A 22,148-nucleotide genomic window follows, 5' to 3' on the forward strand; every position below is an offset into this window, starting at 1 on the left:
GTGTGGCATACTGACGGAGCGATGGGCAACATAAAATTAACAACCTGCAGTGCGGAGAAAGCTTGATGGGGAAAGTATCCTTTGATTTTAACCAGATACCCGATCTGCCGTCCTTTTACCGTGATTTTGGCCGTCAGTTCTCCCTGAGCGAGCCGTGCGCCGCCAATCTGGATGATTTATGGCAAACCGTTACCAGCCGGCTGCCGCTGCCGGTGGAAATAGAGTTCGTGCATCTTAATGCTTCAAAAAAACGCCGTTTCGGCGCGTTGATCCTCTTGTTTGACGAGGCGGAAGAGGAGCTGGACGGCCGGCTGCGCTTTAACCTGCGCTGACGCCGGCTTATTTATCGCCGGCGACGGTACGCAGGTACTGGAAAATCTGGCGGGAGGTCTTGGCGGGTTTGTTGGCCGCTTTCTCCTTTTGCGCATTACGCACCAGCGAACGCAACTGCTGCCTGTCCGCCTCGGGATACAGCGCCATCACTTCCTCCACCACGTCGTCGCCCTGATCTATCAGGCGGTCGCGCAGGTTTTCCAGCTTATGGAACAGGGTGATTTGCTGGTTGTGACGGTTTTTCAGCTTATCCAGCGCCTGCTGGATGGGCTCGGGATCGCGTGCGCGCAGCATCTTGCCAATCAGCTGGATCTGGCGGCGGCGCCCCTCTTTTTTGATGCGCTGCGCCAGTTCTATGGCGGCGAGCAGGTCATCGTCCAGCGGGATTTTTTCCAATGCGTTCTTGCCAAGATCGACCAGTTCGACGCCAAGTTCCTTCAGGGCTTCGGCATCGCGTTTGATTTCGCTTTTGCTGACCCAGATAATCTCGTCGTCGTCTTCTTCGGCGGGCTGCGCCGCGGGCTGTTCGTCTTGCCAGTCTTCCGGTAATTTACTCATGATACGGTTCCTCAAAAAGAGGCTAATCCTAACAGGTTGCGCGTGAGGATCCACGCCCTTATTTTACCGCACCTTCGGTGATGCCATGAATAAATCTGCGTTGAAACAGTAAAAATACCGCCACCAGGGGCAATATGGCGATGGTGGCGCCCGCCATCAGCACCGGAATATTGATGGTATTGCGATTCTGGAAAAACATCATGCCGATAGGCAAGGTGCGCAGCTCTTCTTTATTCACCAGGATCAGGGGAATGAGGAACTCGTTCCAGGTCCAGATAAACAGCAGCAGGGCCAGGGTGGACAAGGTGGGCACAATGGCCGGGACCAGCAGGCCGCACAAGATTTTCCAGCGGCTCGCCCCGTCCATTACCGCCGCTTCCAGTAACTCTTTCGGCACCTGTGAAAAGGCGCTGGCCACCATCAGGGTGGTAAAAGGAATCGACATCGCCACCTGCGGCAGTATTAACGCCAGATAATTATTATTCAGCCCGATCCAGTGGATCTCATGATACAGCGGGATAATATAGGCTTCCGACGGCAGCACCATGCCGATGGCCAGCAGGAATGCGATAAATTTTTTCGCCGGCAGCCGCAAAAATGCGAAAGCGAAACCGGAGGGAATACCCGCCAGCAGGCTGATGATAATCACCGGGAATACCACCAGCACGGAATTGGTAAAATAAATCTGGAAATGACCGTCGCGCCAGGCGGAAATGTAGTTGGCAAAACTGAGGCCGGAGGGCAGGGTAAATACCCCCTGGAACAGTTCCGTTTGTGTTTTGAACGAGGTTAACAACGCCAGGGCGAACGGCAGGATGGTAATGAGGGCAAACAGCCACAACAAGCCCCGCGTATACAATGGAATACCGCGCATTAGCGTCGCTCCCGAATAGCAAAGTGAATCAATCCGTTGATAATAAAAACCAGTCCCATACCGACAATCGCCACCGCCGAGGCATAACCGAAATGGCGTAAATCAAACCCCTGCTGGAACATATAAATATTGGTCACCAGGGTAGAGGTGCCGGGACCGCCACGCGTCATTACGTACACCAGATCGAAGGCCTTGATGCCGGCAATCACCGTCAGCAGCAGCGCGACGCGAATTTCCGGCAGTAATGACGGCAGGGTGATGCGCATGAATTTTTGCCGATGGGACGATCCTTCCAGCTCGGCGGCTTCCAGCAACGACGGGTCCATGCGCTGGATGCCCGCCATAAACAGCACCAGGCAGAAACCAAAGAAATACCAGGTGGCCACCATGCCCACCGCCGCCAGCGCCCAGTCGAAATCGCCCAGCCAGGCGCGGGCCAGGTGCGGCAGCCCGATGGCGCGCAACAGCTGATCGATCGGGCCGAACGCCGGGTTATACAGCCAGCGCCAAACGACGCCGAGCACCGCCATCGGCATGATATACGGCAGGAAAAACAGGATGCGCAGCAAACCGCGCTCGGCGGGACGGGCGTCGCTTAGGAAACTGCATAATGCCAGGCCGATGATAATCGGAAATAAAGTGTAAAACAGCAGCAGCAGGGCGTTATTGCCGATGGAGATCCAGAACACGGGGTCGAGCAGCATGCGGATATAGTTGCCAAGGCCGATGAAGACCGGCCATGAGGTGCCGTCCCATTCGGTCAGGCTGGCCCAAAAGGTGATCAGCAGGGGTATCAATAAAAACACCGAGTAGATAAGCAGCGAGGGCAAAATGTACAGCATATTTTGCAAACTGGACTTATTAAGCATTGATACGCCTCTTGATGCGAAATAAAAGGAGCCGCCGTCCCGGCCCGCGTTATGCCCGCGCACCGGAGCGGCGTCCTGGGGTTAATGCGTTAGCGTCTTGATGTATTGCTGATAGTTCTCATCGAGTTTGTCGGTTAACTGCTGCGGGCTCTCCTTGCCCGCCAGCAACAGTTGCACATGCTCTTGCAGCGCGTTGATCATGGTGGGGGTGGCCCAGTCGATATAATGGCCCAGGCCGTCATAGTCGCTGACCTTGATCCAGACTCGGTAGATCTCGGCCAATAACGGGTTATCAGCCGGAATTTTGGCGTTTTTATCGGCGCTGGCCGGCAGGAAACCCGCCTTCAGCCAGGCCTCGGCCATGTGGTCGGAGACCAGGTAATTGATGAATTTGGCCGCGATATCACGCTGCTGCTGGGTCTTGGCGGTGGCGGTAATAGAGAATGGCAAATCGGTGCCGCCCACCATCAGCGGTGATGTCACGCCGGGAAACGGCGGCAGGTCGGCGAAGTGGATATCTTTGTTTTCCTGGAGCTGCCCCATGTACCAAGTGCCGCTGATAAAAAAGGCCGCCTGGCCGTTCTGGAACAGCGTGGCGGCGTCATCGTTGCCGATGCCCTGGTAGCCGGGGAAGAAATACCCCTTGTCCGCCCAGGTTTTCATTAACGTGGCGGCCTTTAACAGTTTCGCATCATGGAACGTGCCGCCTTTGCCATAGATCAGATCGTCAAGGGGTTTTCGATCCTTGCTGTCGATTTGATCCTGCCAGAGCATCATCAGCAAATGGGGCCCGCCGTTGCTGTCAAGCAATCCCATCATCATGGGCGCGATGCCTTGCTGCTGCAGTTTTGGCAGGGCCGCCTCAAACTCGTCCATATTTTTCGGCACCGCGACGCCCGCCTGATCAAGCAATTTCTTGTTGTAATACAAGCCGACCATTTCCCCGAGGCTGGCCACCCCATACAGATGCCCTTCGCCGAAGTCATTATGATCCGACCACCGGTTGCGTTTTAGAATGGAGGCGGGGAACCGCTGCTCCCAATGATAGGTTTTGGCGTAATCATCCAAGGAATAGAGCAGTTTTTCATGTACCAACGCGCCCATATCGCCGCCACCCTGATTAACCTGCGCCACCTGCGGGCCTTCGCCGGAGGTCAGCGACAGCTTCAGCGGGATGCGCGTATCGGCGGAGGCATGGACGGAACGATCGAGCTTCAGACCGGGATTTTGCTGCTCAAACTGCGTAACGGTCTGCTTCATCAACGCATCCTGGGCGGGGTAGTTCCATACATCCCAGGTGGTGAGGGTTTGCGCCTGCGCGCCGCTGAGCGCGCAGAGACCGAGCAGGCTTCCCGCCAGCGCCAGCTTGATGCGATGGAGGAAAAGTCCGTCTGCGCGGTAAGAAGACCGGCGGTAAGTAGTGACTAAATAGGACATGGTGGTTTTGACCTCCATCACAGGATAATAAGCCCATTGCGCCGGAGAGAAAACGACATGGATTCACCGGCGGAAAACGGCTGACAGGTTCTCCTTTAATACTTACTTTATGGTAAAAATAAAGTCAATATTCTTTTGTTTATCGCCGGTCCGGCGCGGATACAGGATAAAAGAACTGGCTAAAGAATGAATTCAAGGACAATCGAGAGATAAAACAATCAGGAGACAGCATAACGGATCTCTATACCGAAAAGTAAAGGGCTCATTTTTTTGTTTTGTATTTCATTAAGTTATTTATCGTTCTATCATTTTATCTTATAGTTTAGCGTCCTGATGGCGCGGTATTTTCTGCGGTAAAAGCCTAAACTGATGATTATGCATCATTAAAGATATTATCCCAGCAAGCGGTCATCACTTTTATGTCTGGTGGCGTTGATGTTGCGATTGCCGTCATTTTTTTGAACCATATAATATAATTATTATAACTTGCGAACTAAGTATGTTTTCCTTAGTGTATTAATCCTTATTCCTGGGAACGCAACGGAGACCGGTTGTTATGTCCTCTTCCCCATTCTTGATCAGGCAGGCCGCGGAGCGCGATCGCGCCGCGCTGTCTGAGATCTGCCTGAAAACCGCGAATGCCGGCACGGACGCCAGTGCGCTTTACAGCGATCCGGCTTATCCCGGGCTGCGTTTTGTGATGCCGTACGCCATTTTTGAGCCGGAACTGGCGTTTGTTCTGGAGGAAAACGGCCGTACCCTCGGGTATGTCGTCGCCGCGCGCGATACCGCGGCGTTCGAGCAGCGGCTGCAGCGCGACTGGTGGCCGGGGCTTAGGGAAAAACTGGCCGATCGCCGGGCGCTGTTGCCGCTCGATGAAGGCGTGCTGGATTTTATTCGCCAGCCGCAGAGCAAGGAAGCCGGCCTGCTCGAGCAGTATCCGGCGCACCTGCATATTAATATCCTGCCGCAGGCCCAGGGCGGCGGCCAGGGACGGCGGATGATTGAAACGGAGCTGGAGGCGCTGCGGCGCGCCGGCGTCACAGGCGTTCACCTCGGCGTGAGCCTGAAGAATGAACCCGTCTGCGCGTTTTATGAACGGCTCGGGTTCCGGTTGTTGCACCGGAGCCAGGCCATCTATATGGGACAAATACTGTAAACGGGGACATAGATGGCCAACGTAGAGCTTCGGGGGATAAAAAAATCCTATGACAAAATCAATGTTATCCACGGCATCGATCTGCAGATCCACAGCGGCGAATTTGTGGTATTTGTCGGTCCCTCCGGCTGCGGTAAATCGACCCTGCTGCGGATGATTGCCGGTCTGGAGGAAATATCAGGCGGAACCCTGAGCGTCGATGGCCAGGATATTACCCACAGCGCGCCGACCGATCGCGGCATCGCCATGGTATTCCAGTCTTATGCGTTGTATCCCAATATGACGGTTCGCGGTAACCTGCGCTATCCGCTGGAGGTGGCAAAATACAGTAAACGGGATATTGAACAGCAGGTGAACAGCACCGCCGCGGTGCTGCATCTTACCGAGTTCCTCGATCGTTTACCCCGCGCCCTGTCCGGCGGCCAGCGCCAGCGGGTGGCCATCGGCCGGGCGATTATCCGTAAGCCGCGCATCTTCCTGTTTGACGAGCCGCTATCGAACCTTGACGCCGAGCTGCGCCTGAAAATGCGTATCGAAATTGCCCGCCTGCATGAAAAGCTGGGCAATACAATGATTTATGTTACGCACGATCAGCTGGAAGCGATGACGCTGGCCGATCGTATCGTCGTGCTGCGCCAGGGCCGCATTGAACAGGTGGGCGCGCCCCTCGAGTTGTATCATGATCCGGATAATATCTTTGTCGCCGGATTTATCGGCTCGCCGAAAATCAATTTTCTACCGGCCACGGTGGTGGGCAGTGAACCGGGCTGGGCGCGCCTGGCGGTCCCCGAGCTAGGGTTGGATCACCTGGTGGTACGGGTGAGCGGCGCGCTGGCCCGGGATCGTCCGGTTACCTTGGGCATCAGGCCGGAGCATTTCCTGGCCGCTGAAGGGGCGGAGGTGCGGTTTAGCGGCGTGCTGGATTTTGCCGAGCGGCTGGGCCATACCAATTACCTGTATTTGCATACCGGGCGGGACGAGGCGTTGGTGATTGAACAGCGGGCGCTGACCGCTATTAGCAACGGGGAAACACTGACCCTGGGCATCGATGCGGCAAAATGTCTTCTGTTCAGCGAATCCGGTGAGCGGATCCGCTAAACAGGCTAGGCATCCTCGTCCGCGGACGAGGCTATCGCATCGATCAGCCCGTTGACCGCAAATCCCGCCGCCCCCAGCGCCCACATGCGGCTGGAGTCCGTCAGGTAGCGCAGCGGGATCACCTGCGGCGTGAGTTTGAGCCGGTATTGCTGAAAATGCGTCATGATTTGATCAAGCAGGATGCGCGAGGCCATCTGCGGCTCCATCGCCAGGTACACCACGTCCGGATCGAACGCGATCGACAGGTTGGCCAGCGAAATGCCGATGTGCCGTCCGGCGGCGGTGAGGATATCCACCACCTGGTGCGACGGCCAGCCGTCCACCTCCTGCAGGCTGCGCGGCGGGCCATTTTCCGGCAACGTGGCGGCGATACTGTTTAATATCGCTCTGGAGGATGCCACTTCCTCAAGAAGCGCCGCCGACCCGTCGCCGACCAGCGCGTTGCCAATTTCACCGGCGTTGCCGTGCCGGCCGCGATAAAGCTGGCGTTCGAGAATAATGCCGGCACCGATCCCTTTACCATAAGTGGCGATGATGGCCGATTGCGCGTCGCCCAGCTGACCAAACACCAGGGAAGCCAGCGCCATGGCGTTGGCGTCATTTTCGATATAGACCGGTATGGCGAAACGCTCGGATAACAGGCCGGCGATGGGGACATGGTTCCAGTCCAGTACCTTGGAACGAATGCACACCCCGCTGAGGGGATCCACTATCCCGGAGATGGCCAGGCCGATCGCGCCCACTTTGCTGGTTTCCACCGATTTAAGGAATTTCGCCAGCGCGTCGCCGAGCTGTTTCGGCGTTAGCGCGCCGGTCGGCATCTGCTGTTCGCCGATCAGCTTGCCGACTAAATCAGTCATGACGATCACATTGCGCTCGGCGTTGAGCTGTACGCCCACCACCGAGGCATAGGCGGGATCGATACCCAGCAAGATCTTGGGCCGCCCCATGGATTCCCGGCGCAGTCCGAGTTCATGGATAATCCCTTTCGATAATAACCGATTGGTCGCCTGTGAAACCGTGGACATGCTCAGGCCGCTGCGAACCTTCAGGTCGGATTGACTGATAGGCGAGTGTTCGACGATCAGGCGTAAAATGCGTGGCGATACGGTCGGCGCGCTCATAGCTGGGCTGTTTTATCCTTGTGACGACGATAACGGGTGCGCCGGCCGGGCCTGGACGTAAGGTCCGGCGCCGCCGGCCAGGCGCAGCGCGCCGTCCAGGGCGTCCGCGCAGGGTGCGACAATATGCTGGCGCCAGCGGGGGTGCAACCAGGGCAATACCGGCTGTGAAATACCGCCCATCAGGGCAATCCGCGGCGAGCCGGCGTCCACCAGACAGGCTAGCATCAGATCGATCTCCAGTGCCAGTTGGCGCACCAAATGAACGCCGTTCGGATCGCCGCACCGGGCGGAATCAAAGATGCGCGGGGCAAACGCCGCCCAGTCATGGGGGCCGGCGGACTGGGCCCAGTGCAACATGACCTCGGGCGAATGATCGAAATCCGCCATCAGGGCCTGCGTTAATGCGGACGCCGGCAGGATGCCCTCATGGGCCTGCAATGTGCGGCGCAGCGCGTGACGTCCCAGGATGGCGCCCGAGCCCTGGTCTCCCAGGCTAAAGCCCCAGCCGCCGATAGAATGGAACCGGCTGCCGTCATACGACGTGGCCTGGCTGCCGGTGCCGGTAATCAGCACCGCGCCGGGGCGGCCCTGATGAGCGCCAAGACAGGCGATTTCCACGTCGGAGGCAATATGCCGGGCCGCGAACGGCATTGGCCAGCTTTCCGCCAGTTCCCTGACGCGCTGCACATTGGCGCCGGCAAAACCGAACCCCGCCCGCGCGCCGGCCTGTTCCGCCAACGGCAGGCCGGCAAGGCGAAAGGCCTCGGCCACCAGCGCCAGCGACGTGGCCAGGGCTTGCGCCGGAGCGCTGAAAATATTGGCCGCCCCGCCCCGGCACTCCGCCAGCAGGCGGCCCTGACTATCGATCAGGCGCACGCGGCACGCCGTGCCGCCGCCATCTACGCCCACATAAAAATTTGCTTGCAACGTTCCCCCTCCTTTTGGCTCTTGATGACATGAATTGCCGCCAGGGACGCTGTGGAACTGACGTGTCGAGCGGAAAAGATAGGGTAAAAAAACATAAATCGCAATAATGAAAAAAATATCACATTCTTTTATTTTAATAAATTATTAAATTTCAATGTAATATCCAGTGTCATCATTTTTACGTATTGGTTAATAATTGACATTACTTTTGTAATCGTAATAAGTTCAAGGTTCAGAAACGTGGGTTCATCATGGGCGGCAGGGGCAACCAACATGAAAGCAGGCATTGTCGGACTGGGTTTTCGCATGGCGAACGTGGCCAGGGAATTTAAACAAGCCGATGCGGATTTTACCATAACCGGATACGCCGACCCGGCGCCGGCCGGGCTGGAGACGCTCACGCAATTCGGCATCGATGCCGGACGGGGATTCGGCACGCTTGGCGAACTGCTGGCTGCGGGCGGCTTTGACCTACTGATGGTGGGTTCGCCGAATTACCTGCATCTGGAGCATATCCGCGCCGGGCTGGAAGCCGGGCTTATCGTCTTTACCGAAAAACCGGTGGTGATAAACGAAGAGCAGACCATGGCGCTGGCGGAGCTGGTGCGGCAGTACGGCAGCGATCGCATCATTGTGGGCCTGGTGCTGCGTTATTCGCCGCTGTATGTGGATTTACTCCGCGCCCAGGCGCAAAACCAATTGGGCGAAATCACCTCCATCGAGGCCTGTGAGCATATTCCGCCCTGGCATGGCGCTTTTTTCATGCGCGACTGGCGGCGCTTCGAACGCTTCGCCGGGGCGTATATGCTGGAAAAATGCTGCCACGACCTGGACCTGTACCAGGGGCTGGTCGGCGCGCGCGCCACCAGCGTGGCGAGCTTTGGCGGGCGCAAATCCTTTACCGCGGCGCATGAACCGCACGGGCCGGTGACCGCTGCGTCTGACGTGTATCACCGCAAGCCCAGCGGCTGGCATAGCACCGATAACGTGTTTACCAGCGATGCGGATATTATCGACTACCAGACCGCTATCGTTGAATACGCCACCGGAGCAACGCTTTCTTTCCATGCCAATCTGAATGTGCCGGATTATTTTCGCCGTTTTTGCGTTATCGGCAGCGACGGCATGGCGGAAGGGGATTTTGTCCGCAACTATTTTCGCGTCCATGATGCCCGCAGCGGCGACAAGCTGGAGGATAAAACCTATGAAGGCTACGGCGACGCCGGTCATTACGGCGCGGATACGCAAATGGCGCAGGGCGTGGTCGACCATTTGCTGCACGGCGAACCGTTAAAGGTCTCTATTATCGATGCCATGGAGGCCGGCCTGACCGCGATTAAAATAGACGAAGCGCGTAAAAAGAAATGCCTTATCGACCTGACGGAATGCTGGCGGCGCTTTGACCGCAAGCTTGGACGCGGTGCCTGACCCCGCCGGCGCTATCCCTGGCGCGCAGCCGTTATATTCCCAGCGCGGGGGACGGCGGCGCGCCTGTGCCGTTCATTGATTTTTGTCGCCTGCCGCCCAGCCTTTTCACCATCCCACCCTGATACCGTGCGAAACAGCCTGTGGACTGATAGAATTGATACATCATCCTGCGGCGTATAACCCTCACAATTATGGCGGCCCAATGAAATTAGTCACTCAAGTTGCAGAACAGCGTAAGTTATTGGAAAACGCGGTAGCCCAGGCATTGGAACTGGCCGGCGCCGGCTCCGACGCGGCGGAAGTAGCGGTGACCAAAACCACCGGTATCGGCGTCAGCACCCGTTATGGCGAAGTGGAAAACGTTGAATTCAACAGCGACGGCGCGTTGGGCATCACCGTTTTTTACCAGCAGCGCAAAGGCAGCGCCTCGTCGACCGATCTCAGTCCGGACGCGATTGCCCGTACCGTGGGCGCCGCGCTGGATATCGCCCGTTATACCTCACCCGACCCGTTCGCCGGCCTGGCGGATAAAGAACTGCTGGCTTTCGACGCGCCGGAACTGGACCTGTTCCATCCGGCGGAGCTGGACGCGGAGCGCGGAGCCGATCTGGCCGCCCGTGCCGAACAGGCGGCGCTCAACGCCGATAAGCGCATCACCAATACCGAAGGCGGTAGTTTCAACAGCCATTACAGTACCAAGGTCTACGGCAACAGCCATGGCATGCTGGCAAGCTACAACAGCAGCCGCCATTCCCTCTCCAGCAGCGTTATCGCCGAAAGCGGCGGTAATATGGAACGTAACTACGCCTACACCATCGGCAGGGCATTTGACGACCTGCGCACGCCGGAATGGGTTGGCGAGGAGTGCGCAAGGCGCACGCTGGCGCACCTGAACCCGCGCAAGATTGCCACCCAGCAGGCGCCGGTGCTGTTCGCCGCCGAAGCGGCAACCGGTTTGTTCGGCCATCTGGTCGGCGCTATCAGCGGCGGCAGCGTGTATCGCAAATCCACATTCCTGCTTGATTACCTGGGCAAGGCGATTTTGCCGGACTGGCTGTCCATAGAAGAGCATCCGCACTTGCTTAAGGGCTTGGCATCGTCACCCTTTGACAGCGAAGGCGTGCGTACCCAGGATCGGGCCATCATCAAAGACGGCGTACTCCAGACCTGGCTGTTAAGCAGCTACTCGGCGCGTAAGCTGGGGCTGAAAAGCACCGGCCATGCAGGCGGCATTCATAACTGGCGCATCGCGGGCCAGGGCCTTGATTTTGCGGCATTGATCAAAAAAATGGACAGGGGACTGGTAGTCACCGAACTGATGGGGCAAGGTGTGAGTGCCATCACCGGGGATTATTCACGCGGGGCTGCGGGTTTCTGGGTGGAACACGGTGAAATTCAGTATCCGGTCAGCGAGATCACTATTGCCGGCAACCTGAAGGATATGTGGCGTAATATTGTTTCGGTCGGCGACGATATCGAAACCCGCAGCAATATCCAATGCGGATCGGTGTTATTACCGCAGATGAAAATCGCAGGTATTTAACGGGAATTTATAATAATGAGATTCAAAGCAATAGCAATGTTGTCGGCAGCCCTGTTTATCGCCGCTCCCCTGGCGACGCAGGCGCGCGATCTGGGCGAGGATATGGATATCCTTAACGCCAACTATAGTAAAGTGGTCAAAAGCGATAATCTCGATACGCTTAAACCGGCACTGGCCAATATGCATGAAGCGGCGCTGGATGCCCGTAACGGCACGCCGCCCAAGCTCAAGGGGCAACCGGCGGATAGCCCGCAGATGAAGGATTTCCGCCAGGGTATGAGTACTCTGATCGGTCAAATCGAGCAGGCCCAGGCGTTGGCTGATAAAGGCGATCTTAAACAGGCCCAGGCAATGGCAAAGCAATTTCAGCAAACCCGCAACGAAAACCACGCAAAATTCCGCTAGGATGAAGGCTGCGCCAGGCAATAAACCGGTCCCGGCAGGCCGGTTTTTTTATACCCGCGCCGGCGCGGATGTTGCTGGACCGGTCGCATGAAATGCCACGGCGAAAAGCAGGGACATCAGCCACGGATCCTGATGATGGCGAATCTGCGGATGACCATTGTTCATGCCCCGATGCAGATGCGCCAGCAGTTCGCAGAAGAGGTCGGCATTGCGGAAAATCATGGCCATCCGGACCGTGGCCTTCTTGCGAAACAGCTTTCGGGCAAGTTCTCTATCGGTCATGAGCAAATAATTTTTGACCGCGGTGACCTCCGGCAGACTGATCAGGAAATTGACCTCGCCCTCCGTCATCTCGCCTGCCCATAAGCGGTTGATAATGGACTTAAAATTTTCATGTTGATACTGGGCCGCATAATTTCTCCCGGCGTGGGTGCCGTTAATAAGGTTTACCCGGTCGAGAATGGCGATATTCTGCGCTGGGGGCAGCTCGCTGCAACCGTAACGGCAAAAGCGGGCGCGATACCATTGCGATGGACTCGCGCTCTCATTATCTCCATCTCCCGCGCTGACCCATAATCGTTTAAGCGGATCGCCATGGACGGTCATGACTATGGTCTCGGATTGATGAAAGCGCGCTAACCAGATCCGACTGAATTTATCGGCAATATGCTGCTCAATAATATCGAGCATTTTTTCCAATAATTCGTTAAATCGTATGATGTTTTTTGCGCGGAATATATCCTTATCGGGATTTTTGACTCTTATCAACGTATATATAGTATCCATCAAAAACGCTTGCCGTACGCACTCCGAAGTGTTCATCATGTCCATGATGATATGACGGCATGCGCTCATGACATTTTTTAGCCGGGAAGCCAAAACTGTTGCTTCAGGGTGTGTCACTATTTCATGTGGTAACAGACCATAACAAATAATCTCCTTAACGCCGGCATCAAGGATGATGTTGTCAGCCACCATGGCGCTAAAGTATTCTTGTTCGTTAGCACCCCGGTAGCCGCTACGGTAACTTAAAGATATATTGGTGCTTTTGAATTGGTCATTTTCATGCGCCGCCAGCTGGTTGTAGAGCGCCGACAACTTCTGCTCGGGCGTTAAGTAAAGGGTGAATTTTTTTAATTTGCCATCATAGATAATCAATAGATAACAGGCGTCACGATCGCCTAAATAATAATGATTTCTTTCGGCGTCTATTTCAATTTTTATATAATGTATGCCCACTTTTAAATAGCTGTGCCCAAGCGCGTCCTGTGCCAGACCTTGGCTATTAATGGGGGTCAGTGATTTCACCTTTGCGCAGAGGTTATCAATATTTTCCATAATCAAGTCAAACAAACGCACCGAGACAAAAGCGTAATCAGCCATAATGACTTCACTTTCCCCCACCACGTTACTACGGGTGTCCGTCACGCGGCCGAATTGCCAATGCGTTATATTATTGGTGACGAACATATAGACCGGATAACCCGCCTTGCTGATATGATCAATATCGTAAACTTCGAATAATTGTAACCTATTATTAAAGCGTATTGGTAACGCCGCTTTATACATTCGGATGGCGATAATGTCGTCCCTGCGCAGACCGTCCTTGGTCATCAGGCTTAAGGTGAAATGGTTATCCGTGGTTCCATGCTGGTGGGTCTGCAATACCCGCCGGTACCCTAGCGGGTAAACGCTCAGCCTTTTCACCAGGCGTTTCTCGCCGGAGGTGGCCTCAGGCATGGTTTTCCACAGGGCGATATCCGTATGGACGATATGAAAATATTCAGCCAGTGTAAAGTTCAGGCTTAATGCCGGCTGAATTGCGCCTTTTTCATCGTATGGCATTATTTCGCTCAGGACCGATGTGAGTATGGATAACGCTCGTTTCACGGTATCGCCCTGATCGCCGGCATACTGGGCCATGCGCAGGAAGTTTTTTGCGACGCCGTCCGTTTTATTGGTCTGCGCTGCCAGGGGGACGAAGGGGACCAGGGGCATGGCAAACAGGTTTGCGCTAATATCCAGCGCCGTTGCGGCCAGGGTCCACAGGCCCTGGTGGCTCGCGTAGCCAAGTTTTGCGGCGTCGCTTAAGGAGCGCGCCTGCTGCCGGTTGCCCAGCGCCAGATGGCAAGGTTCGCTCAGCGATTCATTCAGCGTCATGATACGGTCAGGGTATGCGCCGGCATGGGCCAGCCAACGGTCGACGCCCCAAGAGTAAAAACCGAATAGCGACATGCCATCCACTCTATCCTGCAACGTGAAATGGCTGGCGATGTCAATGCGCTGCGTTTCGTTCCGGCATTGTTCTATTACCCAGTTTCTCAAATCGTTGATGCCATTGAACACCCAAAAATGCCTGACGCCGCGCGGTTGGTAAAGAATGAGCATATTTTCACCGGTCATGCTGAACACCACCATATCCGTGGCCGGATAACCGTTTATATCAAATAGCTTCACCCTCACCCGCAGTTGATCATTTTTCTCCAAACCCAGCGCATGCAGGATGATAGCTACAACGCTATCAGCCAATGATGTCTGCTCGATGCTAAGATGGGTCAATATATTAATGATATTGGCAATGACATGGTAAGGTTTATTCTCACGCCAATAGACGTCCAGTGCCGTTAAATACCGGGAAGCAATATCCATATTATTCAACAGCTCGATAATTTGTGAAGGTTTGATCGCCGCCTGTGAATGATGGCGAAGCATCGGTTCCGGCCGTTCCGTAAAATATATCCCCTGATATTTATCGACGGAATTCAAATCTTGGCATTCTTTACTAAAGAAATTGTTGATAACATATTCGGTTAACGGCATCGATTGTGTGATTACCGCAATTTGGCTGCGGCCGTAAGTGGGCTCCCGGTCGGGATAAGGACGGTCAAAATACAGAACCCAACATTCTTCCGTCTTAATATCAAGTAGATACCTGGTTTTGATCTCTTGATTTAACCAAGCCGTGACTATGCGGGTGATGGTGGGAAATGCCTGCTGCAGATGGCGGTTAATCAGGATATCGCTTTTGTGCGCGGGGGTATCGCGCTCCGGCGCCAGGGCGGTAATAATCTGCTTTGCGGGTGTCGCGTCCAGTATGGGGGCCGCCGCCGTCATCGGCAGCAGAGAGAGGCGGGGCAGTGAAAATCCGGCCAGCCCGCGGCTGAACGACGGTGTTATCGTGAGCAGATGAGGTGCGCGCGTCCCCGGCAAACAGTCCGTTACCTCGCCGGTATCCCGCGCCACGCTTAATCGTGGGCACCGAACGGGGGGAATGCGCGGCCTTGGCTGCGCGTTGATCTCGACACGCGCCCGCGACGCCGCGCTACCGGTCTTGGCGCTGATGCCATAAAACTGCTCGGCCGCCCGCTCCGCGCGCAGCTGGCTGCAATGGCTTTGCCTGGCCCATTGCCGGGCCAGGTTGCGCCCCAACGCCTGTTGTGTTTTTTCCGTTGGGTTTAATAACATCCTGCCACCTTCATCCGTCGGTTGCCGTTGATGAACCCCGGACGCCACGCATAATCCCTGCCAGTACTGGCAAGCCTTATTAAACAGGCGCGCGATGGCTACCGGCAGGTTCAGACAACGCCGCTGCGGCTGTCGTTCATTCCCCCCATCGCAATAGTACTTACTGGCCAGCGCCAGGGCGCCAAAAAAAAGATAGCTGTTATGCGTGAGGATATTATCCGCACCGATATCTAATGCGCCGGTCAGCGAGGGCCCGAGCTGTTCTTCAATATAATCCCTTACATAAACGGATACAGAAACTAAAAATTGTGACTGGGATAAAATAGCATTTATGCACAACGGCAGCCCGGCTTCCAGGACTGTACTGATACTTTGTCTGGCTGTTATGGCATTATAGAGGCACCAGGCGGTATTGAATACCGCCTGTGGAATATCCAATCCCATATTCATGCTGAATCGACTGGCCTCATGAGAAACCGCTATTTTAAGCAGGTTCGTCAACGCTATTTTTAAATCTTCCGCTAAGGCTGTTTGGGGTTGATTGATTATGTCATCAACGGCGGCATGTTCATCATCATTATGGCCGGGCCATAAGGTGTAAGGCTCGCAATCATAAAAAACATCTTCCGAATTATTTGTATCAATATGGTTATGTTTAATAACTTCATGGTTAATGTACATTAATTTCTCTCTATATATAATCTGTTGCTCGGCGCTAAACCATCTCTTTCAGCTGAGCCATATGAGGGATGAAACATGACCTGGGGGTGGATGCCGCCATGATAAACAGGTAGGCGGCCACTATCGCCATAATGGCGGGTTAATTAGTCTTTGCGGCTGATAAGGTTTAACCGTACCGGGTTTACGCTTCCCAGCCGGTGAACTGACTGAGGCCGGGGCCGGCACATCAGGTGGCAGGGTGCGCATGGTCCATCGTCATTGTTTATCCTTATCCCGACGGCCGCCGGATTAAGGCTTTTTCCAGCGCATAAAGACAGACGGTGGGCGCCAGCCTGCGCGGTATATGGTCTGGGGTTGCCGGGCGTTATCGCCAGGGCCAAATTCAAGATAGGTTATTCTTATAGGTCTATAACGACGTAATATCCGTCCTTCCATGCCCGTCGCCGGGCAATTGGACTCTGATATCCCATATATACAGTGAAATGATGCGGTTTGTAGCCATTATGCGAATGAGATCGCTTGGCCGTGATTTATTTCCACTTCAAAGTGGAAATATAACGGCTACAAACCTGCCGCCGCACCGGCTAGGGTAAATCATCATTAAAGGCGGCAAAAGCAAGACTGCTTTACCGCGCTGAATATTTTTATTATGGATGCCGTAGGAGCACAGAGTGGTCGATAAAGCCGTATCAGCGGGCGGAGAAACGGAACGTGATGCATTGGCCGCCGCATTGACCGAAAAGGTTCTGCTGGAAATCATGCAGATGCTGACGGAGCGCAATATCCGGATCAATCACGTGCAGGATCAAATGCTGCACTCCCATGTGCGCGCCATGGTGATGCGTTCTTTAACCGGCGAGCCGTTACCGGAAGTGGATAAAGAGTTATTTGACGAAATTTCCGCGGATTCGATGGCGATGGCGGAGGCGGTGGTGAATTTGCTGGATAATTTACCGATTGAAGAAGCGTATTTATTATCGGTTCATTTTGAAGTGGCCAAAGACAATAACGCTTAATAACGTGTGGGAGAACCAAATGGCACAGGTAACGGTAGTGATAGGCGATCGGCTGGGTAAGGGGCAGAAAGTGGCCAAGGGCATCGAAGCGGCGGGCGGCAAGGCAATAGTCGTGCCCGGCATGGCGGCGGATATGAAGCTGGGCGATGTGATGAACAGCGAGCAGGCCGACTTCGGCATTTCCTTTTGCGGCAGCGGCGGCGCCGGCGCCATCACCGCGCAGAATAAATACGGTTATAAAGCCAAACACGGCATGCGCTCGATTGAAGAAGGCGTAACGGCTATCCAGGAAGGCAATAAAGTATTGGGTTTTGGTTTTATGGATAAAGAAGAATTGGGGCAAAAATTAGTAGAAACCTGGCTTAAAAAATATGGCAATGCCTGATGAAAGAGCAGTCTGTTTTAACCGTACAGGTGGCGGGAAAAGGTGAAACCAAAGCGGCCGCTTTTGCCGCCGCGTTAAGTCAGGTGCAGCCAGCGGTGATGAAATCCACCGGCTGTGTTTTGCTGCGCATTGAACCGCAGGAAGTCAAAATTATCCAGGCGGAAGAGAAGCGTATTACTGAAAAATTCCTTTTTTTCTTTTTGCCGCGTGAAAAGAAAAGCTACAGCGTCATATTGGATATTACGGTCGGCATCATCATGATCGATACCGAAAAAGTCCCTTTTACCCGCAGTTAACGATGCGGATAAATCATCAAAGGATAATCCGATGTTTCTTATCATTTTAATAAAGTCACTTATTATCGGCGGGCTGGTCGGCGTCGGGGTGGGGGCCGGGGCGGCGCGCATGTTCCATGCGCCGACCGTTCAGGGCATGGGGGCCTTTCGTACCCTGGGTGAACTCAATTCCTGCGAGGGCGATCCCGCGTCGCATTTTTCCTTCGGCCTGGGTTTCTTCTTTAACGCCTGGGCATCGTCGGTGGCCGCCGGTTCGTTTACCCAGGATGTCGACCATCGCATCATTCCCCACTGGGGGGCTGCGGCGCTGATGATTAAAAACCGCCAGCTCAGTGAAACCATGCACGATCCAAAACGCATGGCGTTTGCCTGCGGCATCATCGGCATGCTGGTGGTGGCGTTTCTTAACTCCACCGCTTCCGCCGTGCCCGCCGCGCTCCAGGTGACCGCCGTGAAGGTCCTGGTGCCTGCCGCCAATATCCTGGTGAATACCGTCATGCCGGTGATCTTCTGGCTGGCGGCAATCGACGCCGGCAAACGCTCCGGTTTCTGGGCCACCATTTTCGGCGGCCTGGCGCAGCTTATCATGGGCAACGCCGTGCCGGGCCTGGTGCTGGGCATCCTGATCGGCAAGGGCGTGGAAGAGGGCGGCTGGAATAAAATCACCGGCATCATGATGGCGGCGATTATCGCCCTGTTTGTCCTCAGCGGTTTCTTCCGTGGTTTTGATATGAAAATGCTGCAGTCCTTTAGCCTGGGCGTGCCCGGTTGGCTGAACGGCATCCATAACGCCTTAAGCGGTAAATAAATTTTACAGGGGTTAAGAAAATGGAAGAAACAAAACGCGGTTTTTGGTATGCCGACTGGTCGTTCCCGATTTTTGTCGGACTGCTTTCAGCCGGGATTTTTGCCGGGACCCATATGTACTATCTGTACGGCATCGGCGCCTTTAACGAAGTCGCCTTTGTCGCCATGCTGCGCACTGGTATCGATACCGGCGTTTACGGCGCGGTGGCCGCTTTCGGCGCCAGTTTCCTGTTTGCGCGCATTATCGAAGGATCCCTGGTGGGGATCCTGGATATCGGCGGCGCGCTGCAGACCGGGGTCGGCCTGGGCGTGCCGGCGCTGCTGCTGGGCGCGGGCATCAAATTTCCCCTGGAGAATTTCCTTGCCTCGCTGGCGACCGGCATGGTGCTGGGCCTGGCCATCGGCGGCCTGATTATCCTGGCGCGCAGATTCACCATTAACCAAAGCAACGCCACCTACGGGGCGGATGTCATGATGGGCGCGGGCAACGCATCGGGCCGTTTTCTCGGGCCGCTGATTATCCTGTCGGCCATTACCGCGTCGATCCCCATCGGCCTGGGATCCCTGGCCGGGGCATTGCTGTTTTATCTGTGGAATAAACCCATTACCGGCGGCGCCATCCTCGGCGCGATGCTGCTGGGCGCGTTTTTCCCGGTGGCTATTGCGTAACCTAACGCCCGCCGCCGGGACGCCATCACTGTGTTGATTATCCGGCCGCGCCACGGGGCGGCGGGCGGATAACATAAGGAGGACCCTTGGCACCCTTATATGATCTGATTATCCGGCAGGCCAGGCAGCCGGACGGCACCCTTGCCGATATCGCCGTGCTGGACGGGCGCATCGCCGCCGTGGGCGCCGTGCCGACTTCCGCCCGGCGCGAGATTAACCTGGGCGGGCGCTATTATGCCAGCGCCGGCTGGATTGATTCCCATGTCCATTGCTATCCCGCCTCGCCGATATACCATGACGAGCCGGATAAGGTGGGTATCGCCTGCGGCGTGACCACGGTGGTCGACGCCGGCAGCACCGGCGCCGACGCGGTGGACGATTTTTATCAATTGACCCGGGCGGCCAAAACCCGGGTGTATGCCCTGCTGAATATCGCGCGCACCGGCATCGTCACCCAGGATGAACTGGCGGATATGACGCGCATCGACAAAGCGCTGGCCGGTGAGGCGATTGCCCGTCATCGCGGTTTTATTATCGGTATCAAGGCCAGGATCAGCAGCAGCGTGGTGGGCGCCAACGGCGTCAAGCCCCTGCAGCGCGCCAAGGAAATCCAGCGGGAAAACGGCAACCTGCCGTTAATGGTGCATATCGGCAATAATCCGCCGGATCTCGGGCGCATCGTCGATCTGCTCGGCGCCGGGGATATTGTCACCCATTGTTATAACGGCAAGCCCAACCGCATCCTGACGCCCGCGGGCGAACTGCGCGCCTCGGTGCGCAAGGCGCTGCAACGCGGCGTGCGCCTGGATGTCGGCCATGGCACCGCCAGCTTCAGCTTCGAGGTGGCCCGCCTGGCGATAGCCCAGGGTATCTATCCCTATACCATCAGCTCCGACATCTACTGCCGCAACCGTATTGACGGGCCTGTACATAGCCTGGCGGCGGTGATGGCTAAATTTTTCACCCTCGGCATGACGCTCGCCCAGGTGATTGACTGTGTAACCCTGCATGCGGCCGATGCGCTGCGCCTGACCAAAAAAGGACGGCTTGTACCCGGCTGCGATGCGGATATAACCCTGTTTGACGTTCGCACCGCCCCCTGCGTGTTCACCGACGCCGAGGGACACTCCGTCGCCGGGGAGCAGCAGTTGATCCCGCTGGCGGCGGTGGTGGCGGGCGTTTGTTTGTTAACGGACGAAGGAAAAACCTCCCATGTCTTCGATTTATGAAAAATATCAGCTGAAAGAAGTGATCAACGCCTCGGGCCGCATGACCCTGCTGGGCGTGTCCACACCCCGGCAGGATGTGGTCGACGCGGTCAATCTGGGCCTGAACCATTATTTTGAAATGAAGGATCTGGTGGATAAGACCGGCGCCTACCTGGCCGGTTTGCTGGGCGTTGAGAGCGCGGTTATCGTCTCCTGCGCCTCGGCGGGCATCGCCCAGTCGGTGGCGGCGTTTATCGTTAAGGACGACCTGAACCTGCTGGTGAACCTGCATGCCGCACCGCTGGCCGTGCCTCATGAAATAGTGCTGCCCAAGGGGCATAACGTGAATTTTGGCGCGCCGGTGGGCACCATGGTGGCGCTGGGCGGCGGTAAGGTGGTGGAGGCCGGTTATGCCAACGAGTGCTCCCCGGAGCAACTGGCGGCGGCCATCGGTCCGCAAACGGCGGCGGTGTTGTATATTAAATCGCACCATTGTGTGCAAAAGAGCATATTGTCCGTGGCGCAGGCCGCGGAAATCGCCCATAGCCGCCATCTGCCGCTGATTGTCGACGCCGCCGCCGAGGAAGATCTGGCGGTATATTACCGCCAGGGCGCCGACCTGGTGATCTACAGCGGCGCCAAAGCGCTCGAGGGACCGACCAGCGGGCTGGTTATTGGGAAAACGCAGGCGGTGGAGTGGGTCAAGCGGCAGGGCGGCGGCATCGGCCGGGCAATGAAAATCGGCAAGGAAGGCATACTGGGCCTGACCCAGGCCATCGAAAGCTATCTGGCGCGTGAAAAAGAGTCGGGCGGCGAGATGGTGGCCAAAATGACGCCGTTTATCGATCGGCTGAATACCCTGGCCGGCATCAGCGCGCGGGTGGTGTGGGATGGGGCGGGGCGCGACATCGCCCGCGCCGAAATCCATTTTGACGAGACGGTATTGGGCATCGCCACGGCGGATATCGTCTCGGCGTTGAAAATGGGCAATCCGGCGATTTATTTTCGCGGGTATAAGGCTAACGCGGGCATTATCGAGGTGGATGTGCGCAGCGTGACCCCGGCCCAGCTTGATATCATTTGTTCACGCATCAGTGAAATAGGAAAAGGATCCCGTTCATGAAATTAACCCCCAATTATTACCGCGACCGGGTTTGCCTGAACGTTCTGGCCGGCTCCAAAGAAAACGCGCGCGCCATCTACGAGGCGGCGGAAGGCCATGTGCTGGTTGGCGTCCTCTCGAAAAACTATCCCGACGTGCCGTCGGCCGTCGAGGATATGCGCGCCTACGCCGCCCTGATTGACAACGCGCTGTCGGTTGGCCTGGGAGCGGGCGATCCGAACCAGTCGGCGATGGTCGCCGCCATTGCCGGCGTCCTGCAGCCGCAGCACGTCAACCAGGTGTTTACCGGCGTCGGCGCCAGCCGCGCGCTGCTCGGCCAGACCGATACCCTGGTCAATGGCCTGGTGTCGCCCACCGGCCGGCCGGGGCTGGTGAAAATCTCCACCGGTCCGCTCAGCGCCAGGTCGCCCGACGGCATCGTTCCCGTTGAAACGGCCATCGCCCTGCTAAAGGACATGGGCGGCAGCTCCATTAAGTTTTTCCCCATGGGCGGGCTGGATCACCTGGATGAATACCGGGCGGTGGCGCTGGCCTGCGCGCGTCATGATTTTTATCTGGAACCGACCGGCGGCATCGATCTGGACAACTTCGCCCCGATCCTGCAGATCGCGCTGGACGCCGGGGTCAAACGCATCATTCCGCATATCTACAGCTCGATTATCGACAAAGAGACCGGCAATACCCGCCCCCAGGACGTGGCGACATTGCTGGCGCTGGTAAAAAAGCAGGTTGCATAAGCCATG

General features: G+C 56.1%; 21 protein-coding genes. 14 read left to right on the plus strand and 7 right to left on the minus strand.

Annotated features, from left to right (window positions below):
• Positions 1-65 precede the first annotated feature (65 nt).
• Entirely contained in the window at positions 66-332 is a 267-nt protein-coding gene (locus ACL2XN_RS20575; RefSeq protein WP_413729355.1) for a hypothetical protein, read from the plus strand.
• Between the two features lie 7 nt (positions 333-339).
• Here ACL2XN_RS20575 and yjgA read toward each other — a convergent pair whose 3' ends face one another.
• The 4 genes from yjgA to ACL2XN_RS20595 all read right to left on the minus strand — a co-directional run bounded on the left by yjgA (position 340) and on the right by ACL2XN_RS20595 (position 4,071).
• Positions 340-891: a ribosome biogenesis factor YjgA gene (gene yjgA, locus ACL2XN_RS20580; protein ID WP_410013331.1), complete on the minus strand. Its 552-nt coding sequence runs from the start codon at positions 889-891 to the stop codon at positions 340-342.
• 58 nt (positions 892-949) lie between these two features.
• The gene (locus tag ACL2XN_RS20585) at positions 950-1,765 is read right to left on the minus strand and encodes a carbohydrate ABC transporter permease (RefSeq protein WP_410013332.1); all 816 of its coding nucleotides are present in this window, start codon (positions 1,763-1,765) and stop codon (positions 950-952) included.
• Positions 1,765-2,634: a carbohydrate ABC transporter permease gene (locus ACL2XN_RS20590; protein ID WP_413721538.1), complete on the minus strand. Its 870-nt coding sequence runs from the start codon at positions 2,632-2,634 to the stop codon at positions 1,765-1,767. The genes ACL2XN_RS20585 and ACL2XN_RS20590 overlap by 1 nt, the downstream gene beginning before the upstream one ends.
• Positions 2,635-2,715: 81 nt before the next feature.
• On the minus strand, positions 2,716-4,071 hold the full coding sequence (locus tag ACL2XN_RS20595; protein ID WP_410013334.1) for an extracellular solute-binding protein: 1,356 nt from the start codon (positions 4,069-4,071) through the stop codon (positions 2,716-2,718).
• Between the two features lie 556 nt (positions 4,072-4,627).
• Between ACL2XN_RS20595 and ACL2XN_RS20600 the strand changes: the two genes are divergently transcribed.
• Together ACL2XN_RS20600 and ACL2XN_RS20605 are read left to right on the plus strand one after the other, a co-directional pair.
• Complete coding sequence (locus ACL2XN_RS20600) at positions 4,628-5,230, plus strand: GNAT family N-acetyltransferase (protein WP_413729356.1); 603 nt, start codon at positions 4,628-4,630, stop codon at positions 5,228-5,230.
• A gap of 12 nt (positions 5,231-5,242) precedes the next feature.
• Positions 5,243-6,328 (plus strand): ABC transporter ATP-binding protein, encoded by a 1,086-nt coding sequence (locus ACL2XN_RS20605; protein ID WP_413721535.1) that lies wholly within the window; start codon positions 5,243-5,245, stop codon positions 6,326-6,328.
• Positions 6,329-6,333: 5 nt separating this feature from the next.
• Here the strand turns inward: ACL2XN_RS20605 and ACL2XN_RS20610 are convergent, their stop codons facing one another.
• Together ACL2XN_RS20610 and ACL2XN_RS20615 are read right to left on the minus strand one after the other, a co-directional pair.
• Positions 6,334-7,452 carry an ROK family protein gene (locus ACL2XN_RS20610; RefSeq protein WP_413721534.1) on the minus strand — a complete coding sequence of 373 codons (1,119 nt, stop codon included), beginning with the start codon at positions 7,450-7,452 and terminating at the stop codon, positions 6,334-6,336.
• A gap of 12 nt (positions 7,453-7,464) precedes the next feature.
• Entirely contained in the window at positions 7,465-8,379 is a 915-nt protein-coding gene (locus ACL2XN_RS20615; RefSeq protein WP_413729358.1) for a BadF/BadG/BcrA/BcrD ATPase family protein, read from the minus strand.
• Positions 8,380-8,652: 273 nt separating this feature from the next.
• Between ACL2XN_RS20615 and ACL2XN_RS20620 the strand changes: the two genes are divergently transcribed.
• From ACL2XN_RS20620 to cybC, 3 genes are all read left to right on the plus strand, one after another.
• Positions 8,653-9,807 (plus strand): Gfo/Idh/MocA family protein, encoded by a 1,155-nt coding sequence (locus ACL2XN_RS20620; protein ID WP_410013339.1) that lies wholly within the window; start codon positions 8,653-8,655, stop codon positions 9,805-9,807.
• Positions 9,808-10,009: 202 nt separating this feature from the next.
• Positions 10,010-11,350, plus strand: coding sequence for a metalloprotease PmbA (pmbA, locus tag ACL2XN_RS20625; RefSeq protein ID WP_410013340.1), 1,341 nt, complete (start codon positions 10,010-10,012; stop codon positions 11,348-11,350).
• Between the two features lie 15 nt (positions 11,351-11,365).
• A complete protein-coding gene (cybC, locus tag ACL2XN_RS20630) occupies positions 11,366-11,755 on the plus strand; it encodes a cytochrome b562 (protein WP_413729359.1) in 390 nt (129 codons plus the stop codon).
• A gap of 48 nt (positions 11,756-11,803) precedes the next feature.
• Here cybC and ACL2XN_RS20635 read toward each other — a convergent pair whose 3' ends face one another.
• On the minus strand, positions 11,804-15,901 hold the full coding sequence (locus ACL2XN_RS20635) for a dermonecrotic toxin domain-containing protein (RefSeq protein ID WP_413729360.1): 4,098 nt from the start codon (positions 15,899-15,901) through the stop codon (positions 11,804-11,806).
• Positions 15,902-16,659: 758 nt separating this feature from the next.
• Here ACL2XN_RS20635 and ACL2XN_RS20640 point away from each other — a divergent pair.
• The 8 genes from ACL2XN_RS20640 to dagF all read left to right on the plus strand — a co-directional run bounded on the left by ACL2XN_RS20640 (position 16,660) and on the right by dagF (position 22,142).
• On the plus strand, positions 16,660-16,917 hold the full coding sequence (locus tag ACL2XN_RS20640; protein WP_413731007.1) for a glycine dehydrogenase: 258 nt from the start codon (positions 16,660-16,662) through the stop codon (positions 16,915-16,917).
• Positions 16,918-16,936: 19 nt separating this feature from the next.
• The gene (locus ACL2XN_RS20645) at positions 16,937-17,302 is read left to right on the plus strand and encodes a glycine-rich SFCGS family protein (RefSeq protein WP_410013344.1); all 366 of its coding nucleotides are present in this window, start codon (positions 16,937-16,939) and stop codon (positions 17,300-17,302) included.
• Positions 17,302-17,598 carry a DUF4312 family protein gene (locus tag ACL2XN_RS20650; protein WP_410013345.1) on the plus strand — a complete coding sequence of 99 codons (297 nt, stop codon included), beginning with the start codon at positions 17,302-17,304 and terminating at the stop codon, positions 17,596-17,598. The genes ACL2XN_RS20645 and ACL2XN_RS20650 overlap by 1 nt, the downstream gene beginning before the upstream one ends.
• Positions 17,599-17,629: 31 nt before the next feature.
• Positions 17,630-18,406, plus strand: coding sequence for a DUF4311 domain-containing protein (locus ACL2XN_RS20655; protein WP_410013346.1), 777 nt, complete (start codon positions 17,630-17,632; stop codon positions 18,404-18,406).
• A gap of 20 nt (positions 18,407-18,426) precedes the next feature.
• Positions 18,427-19,074, plus strand: coding sequence for a DUF4310 family protein (locus tag ACL2XN_RS20660; RefSeq protein ID WP_410013347.1), 648 nt, complete (start codon positions 18,427-18,429; stop codon positions 19,072-19,074).
• A gap of 86 nt (positions 19,075-19,160) precedes the next feature.
• Positions 19,161-20,303 carry an amidohydrolase/deacetylase family metallohydrolase gene (locus tag ACL2XN_RS20665; protein WP_413721529.1) on the plus strand — a complete coding sequence of 381 codons (1,143 nt, stop codon included), beginning with the start codon at positions 19,161-19,163 and terminating at the stop codon, positions 20,301-20,303.
• Positions 20,287-21,405: a DgaE family pyridoxal phosphate-dependent ammonia lyase gene (locus tag ACL2XN_RS20670; RefSeq protein WP_413729361.1), complete on the plus strand. Its 1,119-nt coding sequence runs from the start codon at positions 20,287-20,289 to the stop codon at positions 21,403-21,405. The genes ACL2XN_RS20665 and ACL2XN_RS20670 overlap by 17 nt, the downstream gene beginning before the upstream one ends.
• A complete protein-coding gene (gene dagF, locus ACL2XN_RS20675) occupies positions 21,402-22,142 on the plus strand; it encodes a 2-dehydro-3-deoxy-phosphogluconate aldolase (RefSeq protein ID WP_410013350.1) in 741 nt (246 codons plus the stop codon). Before ACL2XN_RS20670 ends, dagF begins: the two co-directional genes overlap by 4 nt.
• The last annotated feature ends 6 nt before the right edge of the window (positions 22,143-22,148 follow it).

The sequence above is a fragment of the Sodalis sp. RH22 genome, assembly GCF_047324165.1.
Classification (GTDB): domain Bacteria; phylum Pseudomonadota; class Gammaproteobacteria; order Enterobacterales; family Enterobacteriaceae; genus Acerihabitans.